At 73.1% G+C, this 17375-nt stretch carries 14 protein-coding genes and 1 pseudogene; 2 read left to right on the top strand and 13 right to left on the bottom strand.

Annotated elements, in window-relative coordinates:
* Positions 1–99: 99 nt before the first annotated feature.
* The 12 genes from RM609_RS06385 to RM609_RS06440 form a co-directional block, all read right to left on the bottom strand.
* Positions 100–1902 (bottom strand): ABC-F family ATP-binding cassette domain-containing protein, encoded by a 1803-nt coding sequence (locus RM609_RS06385; RefSeq protein WP_311608636.1) that lies wholly within the window; start codon positions 1900–1902, stop codon positions 100–102.
* Between the two features lie 86 nt (positions 1903–1988).
* Positions 1989–3371 carry a GDSL-type esterase/lipase family protein gene (locus tag RM609_RS06390; RefSeq protein ID WP_311608638.1) on the bottom strand — a complete coding sequence of 461 codons (1383 nt, stop codon included), beginning with the start codon at positions 3369–3371 and terminating at the stop codon, positions 1989–1991.
* Positions 3372–3436: 65 nt separating this feature from the next.
* Positions 3437–4348 carry a 4-(cytidine 5'-diphospho)-2-C-methyl-D-erythritol kinase gene (locus RM609_RS06395; RefSeq protein ID WP_311608640.1) on the bottom strand — a complete coding sequence of 304 codons (912 nt, stop codon included), beginning with the start codon at positions 4346–4348 and terminating at the stop codon, positions 3437–3439.
* On the bottom strand, positions 4345–5235 hold the full coding sequence (rsmA, locus tag RM609_RS06400; protein WP_311608641.1) for a 16S rRNA (adenine(1518)-N(6)/adenine(1519)-N(6))-dimethyltransferase RsmA: 891 nt from the start codon (positions 5233–5235) through the stop codon (positions 4345–4347). Before rsmA ends, RM609_RS06395 begins: the two co-directional genes overlap by 4 nt.
* Positions 5232–6674 carry a resuscitation-promoting factor gene (locus RM609_RS06405; protein WP_438828399.1) on the bottom strand — a complete coding sequence of 481 codons (1443 nt, stop codon included), beginning with the start codon at positions 6672–6674 and terminating at the stop codon, positions 5232–5234. The genes rsmA and RM609_RS06405 overlap by 4 nt, the downstream gene beginning before the upstream one ends.
* A gap of 567 nt (positions 6675–7241) precedes the next feature.
* Positions 7242–8174 carry a TatD family hydrolase gene (locus RM609_RS06410; protein WP_311608643.1) on the bottom strand — a complete coding sequence of 311 codons (933 nt, stop codon included), beginning with the start codon at positions 8172–8174 and terminating at the stop codon, positions 7242–7244.
* A 65-nt stretch (positions 8175–8239) separates the two neighbouring features.
* Positions 8240–8695 (bottom strand): hypothetical protein, encoded by a 456-nt coding sequence (locus tag RM609_RS06415; protein WP_311608645.1) that lies wholly within the window; start codon positions 8693–8695, stop codon positions 8240–8242.
* Between the two features lie 186 nt (positions 8696–8881).
* Positions 8882–9736, bottom strand: a complete 855-nt coding sequence (gene rsmI, locus RM609_RS06420) for a 16S rRNA (cytidine(1402)-2'-O)-methyltransferase (protein WP_311608648.1) — start codon at positions 9734–9736, stop codon at positions 8882–8884.
* A gap of 34 nt (positions 9737–9770) precedes the next feature.
* On the bottom strand, positions 9771–10241 hold the full coding sequence (locus tag RM609_RS06425) for a DUF6299 family protein (protein ID WP_311608650.1): 471 nt from the start codon (positions 10239–10241) through the stop codon (positions 9771–9773).
* A gap of 82 nt (positions 10242–10323) precedes the next feature.
* Positions 10324–11175, bottom strand: a complete 852-nt coding sequence (locus RM609_RS06430) for an EamA family transporter (protein WP_311608651.1) — start codon at positions 11173–11175, stop codon at positions 10324–10326.
* Between the two features lie 140 nt (positions 11176–11315).
* Positions 11316–12962: a penicillin-binding transpeptidase domain-containing protein gene (locus RM609_RS06435; protein ID WP_311608652.1), complete on the bottom strand. Its 1647-nt coding sequence runs from the start codon at positions 12960–12962 to the stop codon at positions 11316–11318.
* A 180-nt stretch (positions 12963–13142) separates the two neighbouring features.
* A complete protein-coding gene (locus RM609_RS06440) occupies positions 13143–14909 on the bottom strand; it encodes a dolichyl-phosphate-mannose--protein mannosyltransferase (RefSeq protein WP_311608656.1) in 1767 nt (588 codons plus the stop codon).
* A 102-nt stretch (positions 14910–15011) separates the two neighbouring features.
* Here RM609_RS06440 and RM609_RS06445 point away from each other — a divergent pair.
* A pseudogene (locus RM609_RS06445) lies at positions 15012–15434 on the top strand (Scr1 family TA system antitoxin-like transcriptional regulator); the annotation flags it as partial.
* A gap of 31 nt (positions 15435–15465) precedes the next feature.
* Here the strand turns inward: RM609_RS06445 and RM609_RS06450 are convergent.
* Positions 15466–16290 carry a DUF6159 family protein gene (locus RM609_RS06450; protein ID WP_311608658.1) on the bottom strand — a complete coding sequence of 275 codons (825 nt, stop codon included), beginning with the start codon at positions 16288–16290 and terminating at the stop codon, positions 15466–15468.
* 95 nt (positions 16291–16385) lie between these two features.
* Here RM609_RS06450 and RM609_RS06455 point away from each other — a divergent pair, with 95 nt between their 5' ends.
* Positions 16386–17375 (top strand): hypothetical protein, encoded by a 990-nt coding sequence (locus RM609_RS06455; RefSeq protein ID WP_311608660.1) that lies wholly within the window; start codon positions 16386–16388, stop codon positions 17373–17375.

Raw genomic sequence — 17375 nt, forward strand, 5'->3', positions numbered from 1 at the left:
CGACACGCCAAGGGCCGATCTCGGATGTATCCACCACCTGAGACCGGCCCGTAACGAGACTGTTGCGCCTGATGACGCCTTACGGCGCCTTTCGACCCGTCAGGCGTCCTCGGCCAGTTCGAGCCAGCGCAGCTCCAGCTCGTCGCGCTCACCGGCCAGTTCCCGCAGTTCGGCGTCGAGCTTGGCCACGGCCTCGAAGTCGGTCGCCTGCTCGGCGATCCGCGCGTGGAGCTTGGCCTCCTGCTCGCTGATGCGGTCCAGGCGGCGCTCGATCTTCTGGAGCTCCTTCTTCGCCGCGCGGGCGTCGGCGGCGGGCTTCGCCTTGACGGCGGCGGGCGCGGCGGGGGCGGCCGGCGCGGCGGCCTCGATGACGCGCTGACGGCGCTCCAGGTACTCGTCGAGGCCGCGCGGCAGCATCCGCAGCGCCCGGTCGCCGAGCAGCGCGAAGACGCGGTCGGTCGTGCGCTCGACGAAGTACCGGTCGTGGCTGATGACGATCATCGAGCCGGGCCAGCCGTCGAGGAGGTCCTCGAGCTGGGTGAGCGTCTCGATGTCGAGGTCGTTGGTGGGCTCGTCGAGGAAGAGGACGTTGGGCTCGTCCATCAGCAGGCGGAGGATCTGGAGGCGGCGGCGCTCACCGCCGGAGAGGTCGCCGACGGGCGTCCACTGCTTCTCCTTGGTGAAGCCGAACTTCTCGCAGAGCTGGCCGGCCGTCATCTCCCGGCCCTTGCCGAGGTCGACCCGGTCGCGGATCTGCTGGACGGCCTCCAGGACCCGCATGGCGGGGTCGAGTTCGGCGACCTCCTGGGAGAGGTAGGCGAGCTTGACGGTCTTGCCGACGACGACCTTGCCGGCCGCCGGCTGCTTCTCGCCCTCGGTGCGGGCGGCCTCGGCGAGGGTGCGCAGCAGCGAGGTCTTGCCGGCGCCGTTGACGCCGACGAGGCCGACGCGGTCGCCGGGGCCCAGCTGCCAGGTGAGGTGCTCGATGAGCGACTTGGGGCCGGCCTGGACGGACACGTTCTCGAGGTCGAAGACGGTCCTGCCCAGCCGCGAGCTGGCGAACTTCATCAGCTCGGAGGTGTCGCGCGGCGGCGGCACGTCGGCGATCAGCTCGTTGGCGGCCTCGATGCGGAAGCGCGGCTTGCTGGTGCGGGCGGGGGCGCCGCGCCGCAGCCAGGCGAGCTCCTTGCGCATCAGGTTCTGCCGCTTGGCCTCCTCGGTGGCGGCGATCCGCTCCCGCTCGGCGCGCGCGAAGACGTAGTCGCTGTAGCCGCCCTCGTACTCGTGGACGGCGCCGCGCTGGACGTCCCACATGCGGGTGCAGACCTGGTCGAGGAACCAGCGGTCGTGGGTGACGCACACCAGCGCCGAGCGGCGGGCCTGGAGGTGGCCGGCCAGCCAGGAGATGCCCTCGACGTCGAGGTGGTTGGTGGGCTCGTCCAGGACGATCAGGTCCTGCTCGGAGATCAGCAGCTTGGCCAGCGCGATGCGGCGGCGCTCACCGCCGGAGAGCGGGCCGATGACGGTGTCCAGGCCCTGCGGGAAGGCCGGCAGGTCCAGGCCGCCGAAGAGGCCGGTCAGCACGTCGCGGATCTTGGCGTTGCCGGCCCACTCGTGGTCGGCCATGTCCCCGAGGACCTCGTGCCGCACGGTGGCGGCGGGGTCCAGGGAGTCGTGCTGGGTGAGGACGCCCATGCGCACGTGACCGGCGTGGGTCACCCGGCCCTTGTCGGCTTCCTCCAGCTTGGCGAGGATGCGGATGAGCGTTGTCTTGCCGTCACCGTTGCGGCCGACGACGCCGATCCGGTCGCCCTCGTTGACCCCGAGGGAGATGCCGTCGAGCAGCGCACGCGTGCCGTACACCTTGTCGACGGCTTCCAGATTGACCAGGTTGGCTGCCATGCCGCTGCCGCTCCTTGATTGGTGGGACTCCTCCCAGGATCCCACGCCGGGAGCGGGGCCCCGGACCCAGGCCCGGGGCCCCGGGGTCAGATGCGGATACGGCCGCTGCTGCCGTTGCCGAGGCCCGTGGCGATCCGTCCGTAGGCGGGCCAGCCGCCGTGGCCGTCGCCGCCGGCGTTGCGCCAGGCGCGCAGGCCGTTGTCGTCGTCGACGACCACGTAGTCGGCCTTGGCGATCGTGCCGAGGCCGGTCCAGCCGCCGCGCCCGTCGCCGTTGTGCCAGGCGCGGACGGAGCCGTCGGACTGGAGGGCGATGTAGTCGGCCTTGCGGTCGCCGTCGAGGTCGGCGAGGCGGACGTCGGCGCCGGGCACGCCGGTGCCGGTGGCGATCAGGCCGAGGGCGGTCCACGCGTCGCGGCCGCCGCCGTCGTTCCGCCAGGCGCGCAGGGAGCCGTCCGCGCCGACGACGAGGTAGTCGGCCTTGCCGTCGCCGTCGATGTCCGCGAACCGGACGTCACGGCCGGAGGCCCCGGGGACGCCGGTGGCGATCCGCCCGAGGTCGTCCCATTCGTCGCGGCCGCCGCCTCTGTTGCGCCAGGCGCGGACCGTGCCGTCGCGTTCGACGACGACGTAGTCGGCCTTGCCGTCGCCGTCGATGTCGACGCGGTAGTCGCCGCGGGGTACGGGCCGGGGCGGGGCGGGCTTCACGTCGACGGCCTGGCGGATCCAGCCGTCGGCGGCGGCCTTGGCCACGCCCTGGTAGAAGGCGTCGGTCATCTTCGCGAAGCCGCTGTCGTTGGGGTGCAGCCGGTCGTAGAAGTCGCCGGGGGCGGTGACCGCACCCATGGACACGTAGCCGACGCTCGCGCCCTTCGCGCGGCGCTCGGCGACCAGGCCCGGGATGGCGGCGTTGTACGCGTCGACGCGCTGCTGGGACCCGTGGTCCTTGTGCGGCACCAGGGAGGAGACGAGGACGGTGACGCCGGGGGCGGCGGTGGTGATCTGGTCGACCAAGTGGCCCAGGCGGGCGGGCGCGCCCGGCGCGTCCGTGTCCCGGTCCATGTCGTTGGTGCCGATGTTCAGCAGGACCACATTGGGGCGGGCGGCGGCGAGCCACTGCTCGACGTTCTCGGAGAGGTCGTCGATCTGCCAGCCGGAGTGGCCCTCGTTGTCCTGGCCGTTCCTCTGTACGGAGCCCACGAACCGCAGGTCGTCGGCGTGCCCGGCCAGCCGGTCGCGCAGGGCGACGCGGTAGCCGTCGCCCTTGGAGCTGCCGACGCCCCAGGTGATGGAGTCGCCCAGCGGCATCACCGAGAGCCGGGGGACTTTCCAGTCCGCGGCGACGGGCGTGGGATCGGCCACGGCGGGAGCGGCCGTGACCAGGGTGGGTATGAGCGCCGCCGCCAGTACGGGCGCGGCGAGTCTCGCCGCGAGGCCGCGGCGGGGACGGTATCTGATCTTCACGTCCATGACATGTATCAGGTCCGCCCACGGTGGCGACGGTCGCGCTCCGGGCGGCGGCCGCCGCCGTCCCGCTACGCCCCGCGCGCCACCACGGTCGCCCCCGGCACCGGACCTGCCGCGACCCGTACCGCGCGGCACGTGCCGGAGGAGCGGAGCGCGTCCGCGACCTTCTCCGCGCCGGCCGCGTCGGCGGTCAGGAAGGCCGTCGTGGGGCCGGAGCCGGACACCATGGCGGCCAGCGCCCCGGCCTCCTCGCCCGCCGCCAGCGTCGCGGCGAGCGACGGGCGCAGGGAGACGGCGGCCGACTGGAGGTCGTTGGTCACGGCGGCCGCCAGGGCCGCCGCGTCGCCGGTGCGCAGGGCTTCCAGCAGGGCGGCCGACGGCTCCGGGTCGGGTACGGGCGTGGTGCCGCGCAGCCGGTCGCACTCGGCGTAGACGGCGGGCGTGGACAGACCGCCGTCGGCGACGGCGAACACCCAGGAGAAGGAGCCGCCCGCCTCCAGCGGCGTCAGCAGCTCGCCTCGGCCGCGGCCGAGGGCCACGCCGCCGACGAGGCTGAAGGGCACGTCGCTGCCGAGCTCCGCGCAGATCTCCAGGAGCTCCTCGCGGGAGGCGCCGGTGCCCCACAGGGCGTCGCAGGCGAGGAGGGCGCCCGCGCCGTCCGCGCTGCCGCCGGCCATGCCGCCCGCGACGGGGATGTCCTTGTCGATGTGGATGTGGACACCTGCGTCCCGGCCGTGGCGGGCCGCGAGGGCGAGCGCCGCCCGGGCGGCCAGGTTGGTGCGGTCCAGGGGGACCTGGGCGGCGTCCGGGCCGGAACAGGTGACGCGCAGCTCGTCGGCGGGGCGGACGGTGACCTCGTCGTACAGCCCGACCGCCAGGAAGACGTTCGCCAGGTCGTGGAAGCCGTCGGGCCGCAGCGGGCCCACGCCGAGCTGGACGTTGACCTTCGCGGGGACGCGAACCGTGACGGAGACGGTCACTGCGCGGCGCCCTTCTGCTCGGCGATGGCGGCGAACTCGTACACGGTCAGCGCCTCGCCGCGGGCCTGCGGGGAGACCCCGGCGGCGACCAGCGCCGCCTCGGCGGCGGCCGCCGAGCCCGCCCAGCCCGCCAGCGCGGCGCGCAGCGTCTTGCGGCGCTGGGCGAAGGCGGCGTCGACGACGGCGAAGACCTCGGCCTTGGTGGCGGTGGTCTTGATCGGCTCGGTGCGCCGGACCAGCGAGACGAGGCCGGAGTCGACGTTCGGCGCGGGCCAGAAGACGTTGCGGCCGATGGAGCCGGCGCGCTTGACCTCCGCGTACCAGTTGGCCTTCACGGAGGGGACGCCGTAGACCTTGTTGCCCGGCTTGGCGGCGAGCCGGTCGGCGACCTCGGCCTGGACCATGACCAGGGTGCGCTCGATGCTGGGGAACCGGTCCAGCATGTGCAGCAGCACGGGCACGGCGACGTTGTAGGGCAGGTTGGCCACGAGCGCGGTGGGCGCCGGGCCGGGCAGCTCCTGGACGTGCATGGCGTCGCTGTGCACCAGTGCGAAGCGGTCGGCGCGGCCGGGCAGCCGGGCGGCGATGGTGCCCGGCAGGGCCGCGGCGAGCACGTCGTCGATCTCGACCGCGGTGACCCGGTCGGCGGCCTCCAGCAGGGCGAGGGTCAGCGACCCGAGGCCCGGTCCGACCTCGACGACGACGTCGTCGGGCCGCACCTCGGCGGTCCGCACGATCCGCCGGACCGTATTGGCGTCGATCACGAAGTTCTGGCCGCGCTGTTTGGTGGGGCGGACCCCGAGGGCGGCGGCCAGTTCGCGGATGTCGGTCGGGCCGAGCAGGGCGCCGGACTCGCCGGACTCGTCTGTGCTGGGGCTGGAGCTCACCCGTGAAGTTTACGGCCGCACACGGGCCACGGGCTCGCCCCCCGGCTGACGTACAGCTTCTTGGCCCGCATGGTCTGCTCCTCCGACGGGGCGTCCTGGGGGCGGCCGGCGCCGCCGAGGGACTGCCAGGTGTGGGTGTCGAACTGGTACAGCCCGCCGTAGGTGCCGGACGGGTCGACGGCGTCGGGCCGCCCGCCCGCCTCGCACTGCGCGAGCCCGTTCCAGTTGAGCCCCTCCGCGCCCTGCACGGTGGTGGGCCGGGCCTTGGTCCCCACCTTGACCACCTCGGTGCGGGGCGGCCGGACGACCTCGGAGCGGATCTTCTTGGGCTTCTGCTTGACGCCGTTGACGGTCCGCAGGGAGTACGTGACGCGCTCGACGCCCTTCTCGCCGCGCTGGGAGACGACCTCGGTGCCCTTGTAGAGCGAGGGGTCCTCGTGGCGCTCGGTGGAGAAGTCGATGGGCTCCTCCCTGGTCTCCTCGTCGGCGGAGATCCGCATGACGGAGATCGTCTGGCCCTCGCGGGGGAAGCTCTCGGGGTCCACGGAGGTGGTGTCCTCGCCGCGCAGCCCGATGCCGGCCTGCTCGATGGCCTCGCGGACGGTCGCGGCGTTGGTGCGGACGGTGCGTTCGCGCCCGTCGGCCATGAAGGTGACGGTGCGTTCGGTGCGGACGTCCAGGTCCAGGCCCTTGCGCCCGATGGGCGCGGAGCGGGACGCGGACAGATACGCGCCCTCGGCCCGGACGCCGAGCTGGCGCAGGGCGCCGTCGACGGTGCGGGCGGTCGTCCACACCTGGCGGCGCTCCCCGTCGAGGGTGAGGGAGACGGGCCGTCCGTAGCGGACGATGACGCGGTCGCCGGAGGCCAGGTCGTGGTGGCGGCCGGGGGCGACGATGTCGTGCTCGCCTACGGCCATGCCCTCGTCGGCCAGCAGCTCATCGACGTCGCCGGCGAAGGTGTGGAGGGTGCGGGGCTTGCCGTCGACGCTGAGCTGGACGGCCTTGTCGCCGGCGATGAAGGCCGACGTCCCGCCGGCCAGGAAGGCCACGACGAGGGCCTGCGGCAGCAGCCGCCGCAGCGGGTCGGCACCCCGCTCGCGGGGCGCCGAACGGGTGCGGGGCGGGGACTGGGGCACGGGCTGGGCGCCCGCCTCCGCCCCGGCCCCGGCCCCGGCCCCGGGCCGGGAGGCGGCGCCGCGCGCCGAACGCTTACGGCCACCGGCCGCGGCCGCCGCCCGCCGCGAGGCGGCCCGGCCGCCCTGGGCTCCGGGGCCTTGACCCTGGCCAGGGCCGGCGTCGTGGTCGCCGGGGCCGGCGTCGACGTCCGTGCCGAGCCCGGCCACGGGCGGGCCCGCCACGGGGAGGCTGTCGGCCACGGCGACTCCGGCGGGGGCGCCAGGGCCCCCGGGGCCGTCATAGGCGCCAGGGTTTCCGTAGATCCCGAGATCCCCGTAGACCCCGGGGCCACTGTGGGCCTCCGGCCCGCCATGGGCGCCGGACCCTCCGGGGGACCCGGGACCGTGGCCCCCGGAGCCCCGGCCGCTCGGAGGGGTCGCCTGCCGGGGGAGCTGGGGTTGCCCGAACGGCTCGTACGCCTCGTAGCTCTCGTGGGCCCCGTACGAGCCGTACGTCCCGTACCGCTCCTGCGCATCGGACGTATGCGGATCGGCCGGACCGTGCGGGTCATGCGACGGCCGGTAGGGGTCGTAGGGCTCGTACGCCTCGAACGGCTCCAGGGGCGCGAACGCCCCATGGTTCCCATGGCTCCCATCGTTCCCGTACGGCTCGTACAGCGATCCGTACGGCTCGGGTGGCGGCGGCCCGTACGGCTCGCGGGGCGCGTACGGGTCGTACGACGGGGTTCCCGTCGCGGCGCGGGGTGCAGCGTGGGGGCTGCCCGGTGCATGACTCACGACACTCCACTGGTCCGGCTAGGCCCGGGACTGTAGCGGAGCGACCATCACCCACCAAAGTCGTATCGTCACACGGTGTCGCGAAAACCGGCGTCAGTATCCGAAGACGCGTGCGGTATTGGCCGCTACCGCCGTGGCCAGGGCGTCCTCGCCGATGTCCTTCACTTCGGCCATCGCGCGCAATGTGACCGGAATGAGGTAGGGCGCGTTGGGCCGTCCGCGATACGGGGCCGGGGTCAGGAAGGGCGCGTCGGTCTCGACGAGGATCAGGTCGAGGGGGGCGACGGCCAGGGCGTCACGCAGGTGCTGGGCGTTCTTGAAGGTGACGTTGCCGGCGAAGGACATGTAGTAGCCCGCCTCGGCGCAGACCTTCGCCATGTCGGCGTCACCGGAGTAGCAGTGGAAGACCACCCGCTCGGGAGCGCCCTCCTCGGCCAGGACGCGCAGCACGTCGTCGTGGGCGTCGCGGTCATGGATGACCAGGGCCTTGCCTTGCCGCTTGGCGATGTCGATATGGCGCCGGAAGGAGTACTCCTGGGCGGCCATGCCCTCGGGTCCGGTACGGAAGTAGTCCAGTCCCGTCTCCCCCACCCCGCGTACCTGGGGCAGGGAGGCGAGCCGGTCGATCTCTTCGAGCGCGGTGTCGAGGGCGGCCATGCCGCCGGGCTCGCGGGTGCCCTGGCGCGACCAGCCGTCGGGGTCGCCGAGGACGATGCGGGGCGCCTCGTTGGGGTGGAGTGCCACCGTGGCCCAGACGGGCTCGTGCGCGGCGGCCGTCTCGGCCGCCCAGCGCGACCCGGCCAGGTCGCAGCCCACCTGGATCACCGTGGTGACCCCGACGGAAGCGGCCTTGGCCAGCGCGTCTTCGACCGTGCCCCCTTGCATGTCGAGGTGGGTGTGCGAGTCGGCGACGGGCACGGCCAACGGTGCCGGGAGCGGCGGGGGGACGTCCTTGTTGTCGTTCTTCTTCCGCTCGCCGCCGACCGGACCGTTGCTCGTACTGTCGTTCGATGTTGTTGCCGCCATGACCGCGATTCTAGGGAGGGCGGTCCCCCGCGGCCGGGCTCACCCGGTCGGGCTCACTTCCGGGCTCACTTCCGGTGGAAGGGCCGCAGCAGATCGGAGAGGTGCCAGTGATGACCCTCACGGCGCTCGTGGGTGCCGTGGGTGCCACCGTCATGGAGCGGTCCGGCGGCCGACTGGAGGGTCGCCGGGACGGCCGTGCGCTCGGCCAGATGCAGGGCGTCGGCGACCACGGACACCTGCCCGGACCGCATGATGCGCACCGTGTGCGAACCGCAGTTGACGCAGGTCGGGCGGGTCAGCGGAGACGGCACGCGCTTGCCGTCCGCGTAGTAGGTGACGAAGGGCAGGCCCTTCGCGTCCACGTGATGCCTTATCTCGTACGACTGCTCCCAGCCGCTCCCGCATCGCATGCAGACGAAGGAGTAGGACTCGTGGGCCGGCTCGAACGCGGCGGCGGTCTGTTCCGTCACCGTGCGGGTCGCGCGCTGGGCTCCGTTCGAAGCTCCTGCGGTCTCGCTCATGGCAGCTCCTCTTGTCCGTCGGACAAGTCTCTCCGGGACCGGACGTCCCACCACAAGGGAACGCCCATCCCGGCGACGGCGCAGCAGCCTGACCCACGAATTGGGACAAACTTGGCGGCTCCATGCCCGAAAGCGTTGGCTGCCATGCCAGGGCTTTGCTTTTCAGGTTAGCCCTTTACCTTACTGTCAATCCCGCTGTGCGGCATTTTTTGCCGCTACGACCGCATCGAACACATCTCTCTTGGGTAGGCCCGTCTCCGCCGCCACGGCCGCGATGGCCTCCTTGCGGCGTTCGCCCGCTTCCTCCCGGACGCGTACGCGCCGGACGAGCTCGGCGGCGTCCAGGGCCTCGGGCCCGCGCTCAGGGGCCCCTTCGACGACGATCGTGATCTCGCCCCGGACGCCCTCGGCCGCCCAGGCCGCCAGCTCCTCCAGGGGGCCGCGCTTGACCTCCTCGTACGTCTTCGTCAGCTCCCGGCACACGGCGGCGCGGCGGTCCGCGCCGAAGGCCTCGGCCATCGCGGCGAGCGTGGCGTCCAGGCGGTGGGGGGCCTCGAAGTAGACGAGCGTGCGGCGTTCGCCGGCCACCTCGCGCAGCCGGCCCAGCCGCTCGCCGGCCTTGCGGGGCAGGAAGCCCTCGAAGCAGAACCGGTCCACGGGCAGGCCCGAGACCGCCAGCGCGGTGAGCACCGCGGAGGGGCCCGGCACGGCCGTGACCTTGACGCCCTTCTCCACGGCGGCCGCGACGAGCCGGTAGCCGGGGTCGGACACGGACGGCATTCCCGCGTCGGTGACCAGCAGCACCCGCGCCCCGCCCACGAGGGCCTCGACCAGCTCGGGCGTCCGGGCGGACTCGTTGCCCTCGAAGTAGGAGACCACCCGGCCGGTGGTCTGCACCCCCAGCGCCTGGGTCAGCCGGCGCAGCCGGCGGGTGTCCTCGGCGGCGATCACCTCGGCGGCGCCGAGCTCGGCGGCCAGCCGCGGGGGCGCGTCGGCGACGTCGCCGATGGGGGTTCCTGCGAGTACGAGAGTTCCAGTCACGCTCCCATCCTCGCAGCTCGCCGGAGCCCGGGCGTCAGCCCCGGGCGGCGCCCGGCACCACCGTGATCTCCCGCTCCGGGACGACCGCCAGGAAACGCGGCAGCGGAATCCCGCCCCTGTCGCGGCTGATCTGCAGCAGCGTGCCGTCCGCCCGCGCCGGGCCCGGGCGGAGCGGCGACCCGTGGGGGCGGGCCGAGTTGCGCCACCGGTGCCGGGCGCCGTCGCAGACGGCCTTGCTGCCGCCGATGCCCTCGGTGCGGGCGTGCTGCAGGACGTTGCTGGCGACGTAGACCGTGCCGGTGTGCTCGACGACCGTGCAGCGGTAGGTGCCCGTCATGGTGAGGGTGCCGTCGGGGGCGAGGGTGGCGGTGGGGTCGATGGTCATGGAGCCCGTGGACCGGGGGGCGGGGGCGGCGGCCACGGGCGCGGCTGCCACGGGGGCGGCCGTGGCCAGGCCGGCGAGAACTCCCGCCGCGACGCTGTTGCGGATGATGGGGTTGCGCATGGGCCAGGGATACCGGAACGGGCTGCCGTGGTGTTTGCACCTCACCCGCCCGGCGGCGCGTCACGATGGCCCGGACGGGCCGTCAGCCCGTGTGCAGCATCAGCCCGATCCCGACGACCATCAGTCCCGCCGCCGCGATCCTCGGCGCCCCGAACCGTTCCTTCATCACGACCGTGCCGATCGCCGCACCCACGATGATCGACGACTCGCGCAGCGCCGCGACCGGGGCGAGGGGCGCCCGGGTCTGCGCCCACAGCACCAGCCCGTACGCGAAGACGGACAGCAGTCCGCCGAGCAGCCCGCGTACGGCGAAGGGGCGGATCTGGGCGAGCAGGGCGCCGCGCCGGGCGGTCACCGCCCAGGCGGGGATCACCAGCCCCTCCAGGATCATCAGCCAGGAGATATAGCCGAGCGACGAGCCCGAGGCCCGTACGCCCAGGCCGTCGACGACCGTGTACGCGGCGATGGCGAGCCCGGTGGCGACGGCCGCCCCGATCGCCGCCCACCGGGGCCGGGTGCCCGAGCCGCGGATGCCCCACAGGGCGAGGCCGGTCAGCCCGGCGGAGGCGACGGCGACGCCCGCGAGCTGACGGCCGTCGGCGACCTCGTGGGCGAAGAGCGCCGCGAGACCGGTGACCGCCAGCGGGGCGGTGCCCCGGGCGATCGGGTACATCTGGCCGAAGTCGCCGAGGGTGAACGACCGCATGAGCAGGAACTGGTAGACCGTGTGGAGGACGGCCGAGGCGAGCAGGTACGGCCAGGCCCCGGCGGCGGGCGTCGGTACGAACGGCAGCAGCGCCGCCCCGCAGAGCGCCCCGCCGCCGCCCACGAGGGTGAAGGCGAGGAGCTGGTCCCTGATGCCGTGGGCGATGGCGTTCCAACTGGCGTGGGTGACGGCGGCGATGAGGACGGCTACGGCGACGAGCGGCGTCATGCGCCACCACTCCCGGCCCGGCGGTCAGGTATGCGGCACGGAATGCTCATGACACCCGACGCTAGCGGCGCCGCCGGGGGCCCGCGATGTCGTTTCCGTCACCCGGGCAGCCCGTCACACCGTCACCCCGTCCCGCCACGTCACCCCGTCACGTCGGCCCCGGGCCTGGGGTCCTCGCGCAGCACCGCCGCGACGACCGGGCCGGCCGAGTCGCCGCCGTGCCCGCCCTGCGGGACGACGGCGGCCGCCGCCACGTCGTTGCGGTACGCGGCGAACCAGCCGTTGGGCGCGGACTGGCCGTCGACCTCCGCCGAGCCCGTCTTGGCGCCGATCTCGCCGCCGAGGCCGGCCATCGCCCTGGCGCCCGTGCCGGAGACGGCGGTGAGCCGCATCATCGAGCGCAGGTCGTTGGCGGCGGCAGGGGCCAGCGGGCGGGCGGCCTTGGCGAGTTGACGGCCGTCCAGGGACGGGTCCACGAAGTACGGCTGGTGGAACGATCCCTCGCGGACGGTCGCCGCTATCGACGCCATGTTGAGGGGGCTCATCTGCACCCGGCCCTGCCCGATGAGCGAGGCGGCCTTGCCCGCGCCGCTGTCGGTGGGCACCCGGCCGTCAAACGTCGCGACGCCGGCCTTCCAGTCCAGCCCGATCCCGAAGACGTCGCGGGCCTCGGCGGCGAGGGCGCCGTCGGAGAGCTGCCCGGCGAAGGAGATGAAGGCGGTGTTGCAGGAGGCGGCGAAGTCCTGGGCGAAGGTGGCCCGGGGGTTCTCGCTGTTCTCGACGTTGTGGAAGGTCATGCCGTACGTGGCGTTCTTCGGGCACGGCACGGACTTGGCGGGCGCGGCCTTGCCCTGCTCCAGCAGCAGCGCGGACGTCACGATCTTCATCGTGGAGCCGGGCGCGGTCGTACCGCCCAGCGCGGCGTTGAAGCCACCCTTCTTGGAGTTGGCGACGGCGAGGATCTCACCGGTGCTCGCCTTCACGGCGACCACGGAGGCGTCGCTGTACCTGTTCACCGCGGCCTCGGCGGCGCGCTGGAGGCCCGCGTCGATGGTGGTCCGCAGCTTGCCGGGCTTGCCCTCGGAGACGACGTGGAGGTTCTTGGGCGCCGTGCCCGCGGGTCCTTCGAGCCGGACCGCGACGGCGGGCTCGCCGCCCGCCTTCTCGCCGTACTTCTTGCGCAGCTCGGGCAGGACGGACGCCAGGGACGGATGGTCCTTGGTGGGGTCCAGCTCGACGCCGCCCCGGCCGACGGCGACGACCTTGGCCTCCTCGGTGGCGCCGGTGCGCAGCGTCCGGCCGGCGGTGAGCTCGGGGTGGACGACGGTCGGCTGCCAGCCGACCTTGGCGCGGCCGCCCTCCGCGCCGCGGACGACGTCGAGCGAGGAGTCGTAGGCCCAGGTGGTGCGCTGCTTGTCGAGGACGACCTCGGCGCTGACGGAGAAGGGCACCTTCGTGCCGACGGCCTTGCCCTGCTTGAACGTCACCTTCTGCACGTGCGCGGCGTCCCGGAAGGCGGTCAGGGCGGTGGTCGCCGCCTGGGCGTTGTCGGTGAGGCCGACGGCCTTGCCGGTGTCCCCGGCGGCCCAGGCGCCGAGGAAGTCGCGCGCGGTCTTCTCGGTCTCGTCGGACGTCGGCGGCCCGGTGCGGGCCGGGGCGGCTTCCGCTCTCAGTCCGCCCGCTCCGCCACCTGTGACGGCGTCGACGAGGTTGTAGGCGCCCAGCCCGGCCGCCCCCACGACCGCCGCTGCGGCGACGCCTATGCCGATCTTCGCACCAGTGCGCATGTTCCCCTGCCCCCTCCTGGTTTTAATCACCTGATTAAAACCTCGGACGGCACTCTACGGGATGGTGGTGACGCATGGTGTGAAACGGCCGGAAACAGCCGCTTGAACCCGACGGGGCGTCAAACGGACCTGGGGAAAGGCATTCCGGCCGGAATCGGATCCAGGTGTCAGACCCAGGCGTCAGATCCAGGTGTCCAACCACATCCGGTTGCGCCAGGCGTCCATGGGGATGGCCTGGCCGGTGTAGATCGGGAAGAAGTAGATGAAGTTCCAGGCGATGAGCAGGACGAGCACGCCCGCGCCGACGGCGCCCAGCGCGCGGCGCCGTTCGGTGGAGCCGGGCGGGCCGAGGATCGCCCCGACCATCATGGCCACCGCCAGGCAGAGGAACGGCACGAAGACGACCGCGTAGAAGACGAAGATCGTCCGTTCCTGCCACATGAACCAGGGGAGGTATCCGGCCATGAGCCCGCACAGCACCGCGCCGGCCCGCCAGTCGCGGCGCAGTGCCCACCGGTAGAGCAGATAGACGACCGCGAAGCAGCCCGCCCACCACAGCAGCGGGGTGCCCAGCGCGAGCACCTCGCGGGCGCACTTGTCGGTGGTGTCGATGGGGCAGCCGCCGTTGCCGGGCTTGGGGGACTCGTAGAAGTACGAGACCGGGCGGGACTGGACCAGCCAGCTCCAGGGGTTGGACTGGTAGGTGTGCGGCGACGAGAGGGTGGTGTTGAAGTCCCACACCTGCCGCTCGTAGTGCCACAGGCTGCGCAGCGGGTTGAGGACCCCGGCGAGGAAGCCGTCCGGGCTCTGGCCGCCGTCGCTCTCGGCCCAGTGCCGGAAGAAGCCGCTGTGCTGCCAGCCGGCCGTCTTGCTGTACGTGCCGCTGTGGGTGAACCAGCCGGTCCAGGAGGCGATGTACACACCGATCGCCACGGGCACGGTCGACAGGAACGCCCAGGGCACGTCGCGCCGCAGCGTGGACAGCCAGGGCCGCCGGGCGCCGGCGAGGCGGCGGGAGCCGACGTCCCACAGCACGATCATCAGGCCGAACGCGGCGAGATAGACGGCGCCGTTCCATTTGGTGGCGAAGGCCAGCCCGAGGAACACCCCGGCGGTCAGCCGCCAGGGCCGCCACCCCAGCTTCAGCCGGTCGCCGACCCCGGCGTCGGGCAGGACGGTGCCGTCCTCCCGCTCCGGCAGGGCGGCGGCGAGCCGGGCCCGCGCCTTGTCCCGGTCGACGAGCACACAGCCGAAGGCGGCGAGGACGAAGAACATCAGCACGGTGTCGAGCAGCGCCGTGCGGCTCATCACGAAGTGCAGCCCGTCGACGGCGAGCAGCGCCCCGGCGAGGCACCCCAGGAACGTCGACCGGAACAGCCGCCGCCCGATGCGGCACAGCATCAGCACCGACAGCGTGCCGAGCACGGCGACCATGAACCGCCAGCCGAAGGGGTTCAGCCCGAACATCCACTCGCCGACGGCGATGACCCACTTGCCGACGGGCGGGTGCACGACGTACCCGGGGGCGTCGGGGACGGCGGCGTGCCCGGCGATGATCTGGTCGTTGACGTCCTTGACGCTGTTCCAGTCGACCTCGTAGCCGCGCTTGAGCAGGGCCCAGGCGTCCTTGGCGTAGTACGTCTCGTCGAATATGACGGCGTTGGGGGAGCCCAGATTCCAGAACCGGATCAGCCCCGCGAACAGCGCCACGACCAGCGGCCCGGCCCACCCCATCGACCGCGCGAGCACCCGCGCCGCCCCCGGCCCGGCCCCCATCGCCTCCCACACCCGCGTCCCGGGCTCGGGAAACGCGGGCACGAGCCGCTCCCGCACATCCGGCTGCGCCACCCCCTGATAGCCGAACCGGCGGAGTCTGCGCTGCCACGGGAGTGGCTGCTCGTCCGTCGTTCGGCCCTGCCGGGGGTGCGTCGCGGTGTCACTGGTCACCGCGCCATCGTAGGGAACGGACCTATGAGGGCGCGGGGCGGCGCGGCGCGACCGCCCCGGCGGGGCCCGCTACGACGCGTGCGCCTCGCGCCGGTCGGCCTTGATGATGTGGACGACGCCGTCACGGCCCGTCTGGCACGGTCGCGAGTTCTCCACGAAGGAGATCACCGGTTCGCCCTGCTCGTCGAGGAGTCCGTACTCCGGTACCGGATAGGTGATGCGGAAACCATGGCGGGCCAGCTCGGCCACTTGCTTTCCGTCGGCTCCCTACCCTCCGTCTCCCTGGGGGTCATCCCGTTCGCGGCAGAGACACGGCGGGTCTGGCCCATGGAAACGTTCCATGTGTACGACGACGAGCTGGTGTCCGTGGAGCTGCTGTCGGCCCGGGCGACCGTCCAGCAGCCCAGCGAAGTAGCCCTGTACGTAAAGGCCTTCGCGGGACTCGCCCGCATGGCGGTCTACGGTCCCAGCGCCCGGGCGCTCATCGTCTCGGCCATCGAGGATCTGGATCGCGCCGCCACCTGAAGGGAGATTCGCGCCGGCTACGCCCTCCCCCTCACGGCCAGAAACCCACCTGGGCCGCCGGTAGCGCCGACCGGGAGGACCGGAAGGGCGGGAAAGGCCGGAGAGGCGTCGCCGCCGCGCGGTGGTAGAGCGACATGCGGTAGATGCCGGACAGGGTGGACGACGCGATGCCCGTCAGGAGCCAGACGACGATCACGCCGCCCGCCGCCGCGAGCATGACCGCGACGTCGTCCGTCTCGACCGCGAGGATCAGCGTCGCCACGCCCACGAACGCCACGAGCACGGTCGTCAGGAACACCCGCGCGAATCCGGCGACCTGGGCGCCCAGTTCCTGGCGTCCGAGGGTCAGCGAGCGGCGTAGGGCCGCGAGGAGGCCGGAGCGTTCGGCGACGAGGACGGGGAGGGCGAAGTAGGTCAGCAGCGACCAGGACAGGCCGGCCAGGTCGAAGAGCCAGGAGACGCCGACCGTCGACTCGGCGATCCGCAGCAGTGCCCCGACCGTGTTGCCGAGCACGCTCCAGCAGGCGAGCGTCGGCAGGCGGCGGAGCATCGCGCGCAGGGAGGTGCGGATCGTGGGCCGGTCGTCGTCCAGCAGGGCGTGCACGGAGTGGAGCAGGGCCGCGGTGAAGTAGGTGCCCACGCAGGACAGCAGGGCCAGCAGCGCGAAGAGTTCGGCCGTCTGGGCCGTCGTCGGCTCCTGGCCGTCCAGCGCCCGGTCGCGGACGCCGCTCAGGGGCAGTAGCCAAGCGGCCGTCAGGACCGCGGCGAGCGCGGCGATGTTCATCGCCGGGAGGCACAGGAGCGCCGGTCGGCGCTTCAGCACCCCGAAGGCCGTTCTGATGATTCCTCGTCTCATGCCGCTCCTTTTCAGCCAATCGGGAGCCGCATCCTTCCACAGCACGCCATCTGACTTGTTCTATCACTATGCAAATAACTGGAGGTGCCCAAGCCATGCCGCCCACCACACGCCGCTTTCTCGTCGCCGTCCTCCCCCATCCCCTCGCCTGCGCCGCCGTCGCCGGCGCCTACTACTCGTTCCGCGACCGGCTGCCACATCCCATGGCCTCGCACATCGGCCCCGGGAACAAAGCCGACGGGTTCGACGACCCGGGATCGTTCCTCACCGTCTCCCTCGTCGCGTTCCTCGCCGTCGGTGTGGTGTTCGCGTTCCTGACGTGGCTGACGCGGTCGGCACCCGGACAGCAGCGCGGGGTCGCCGTGGCCGGGGGCGGCGTGGGCGTGGCCCTCGGGTGGATCGTCGTCGGCATTCTGCGCGCCAATGCCCAGGTCGGCGCGGGTGGCGACGCCGCCGACGTCACTCTCCCCATCTGGCAGGCGGGCCTGGGCTTCGCCGCCGGTGTCGTGTACGGCGTTCTCGGCTGGCTGGTCACGGGGCGGGACAAGGCCCCCGCCCCGGCCACCGAGCGAGCCCCCGCCGAAGCCGCGCGGCTGCCGCTCGGCGAGAGCGAGAACGCGAGCTGGACCCGGGTCGTGGGGGCACGGGCGCAGCTCGGCGTCACAGCGATCATGCTCGTGACGGGCGCGTTCGTCGCGGTCGTCGGGGGCTGGACCGGCGGGCTCGTCTGCCTCGCCTTCGGAGTGCCGCTCGTGCTCCTCTGCCGGGTGCGCGTCAGCGCCGACCGGCGCGGCATCACCGTCACGCCCGCCGTCCTGCCCTGGCCGCGCCTGAACGTACCGCTGGAGCGGATCGAGGAGGCCGGCCACCGTTCCGTCGACGCCCTGCGCGACCTCGGCGGCTGGGGCTACCGGGCCCACCCCGGCATCAGCGGTATCGTGCTGCGCTCCGGCGACGCGCTCAGCGCCCGGCTGACCACCGGCAGCGAGTTCGTCGTCACCGTCGACGACGCGGCCACCGCCGCCGCGCTGCTCAACACCCTGGCCGACAGGGAACGTTCCAACGGAAACGGAGTGCGGGGCTGA

This window comes from Streptomyces hesseae, from assembly GCF_031845785.1.
Classification (GTDB): Bacteria; Actinomycetota; Actinomycetes; order Streptomycetales; family Streptomycetaceae; genus Streptomyces; species Streptomyces hesseae.

Coding starts and splice junctions, on each gene's coding strand:
- RM609_RS06385 (WP_311608636.1), bottom strand. CDS start 1,902: ATGGCAGCCAACCTGGTCAATCTGGAAGCCGTCGACAAGGTGTACGGC.
- RM609_RS06390 (WP_311608638.1), bottom strand. CDS start 3,371: ATGGACGTGAAGATCAGATACCGTCCCCGCCGCGGCCTCGCGGCGAGA.
- RM609_RS06410 (WP_311608643.1), bottom strand. CDS start 8,174: ATGGCGGCAACAACATCGAACGACAGTACGAGCAACGGTCCGGTCGGC.
- RM609_RS06415 (WP_311608645.1), bottom strand. CDS start 8,695: ATGAGCGAGACCGCAGGAGCTTCGAACGGAGCCCAGCGCGCGACCCGC.
- RM609_RS06425 (WP_311608650.1), bottom strand. CDS start 10,241: ATGCGCAACCCCATCATCCGCAACAGCGTCGCGGCGGGAGTTCTCGCC.
- RM609_RS06430 (WP_311608651.1), bottom strand. CDS start 11,175: ATGACGCCGCTCGTCGCCGTAGCCGTCCTCATCGCCGCCGTCACCCAC.
- RM609_RS06435 (WP_311608652.1), bottom strand. CDS start 12,962: ATGCGCACTGGTGCGAAGATCGGCATAGGCGTCGCCGCAGCGGCGGTC.
- RM609_RS06450 (WP_311608658.1), bottom strand. CDS start 16,290: ATGAGACGAGGAATCATCAGAACGGCCTTCGGGGTGCTGAAGCGCCGA.
- RM609_RS06455 (WP_311608660.1), top strand. CDS start 16,386: ATGCCGCCCACCACACGCCGCTTTCTCGTCGCCGTCCTCCCCCATCCC.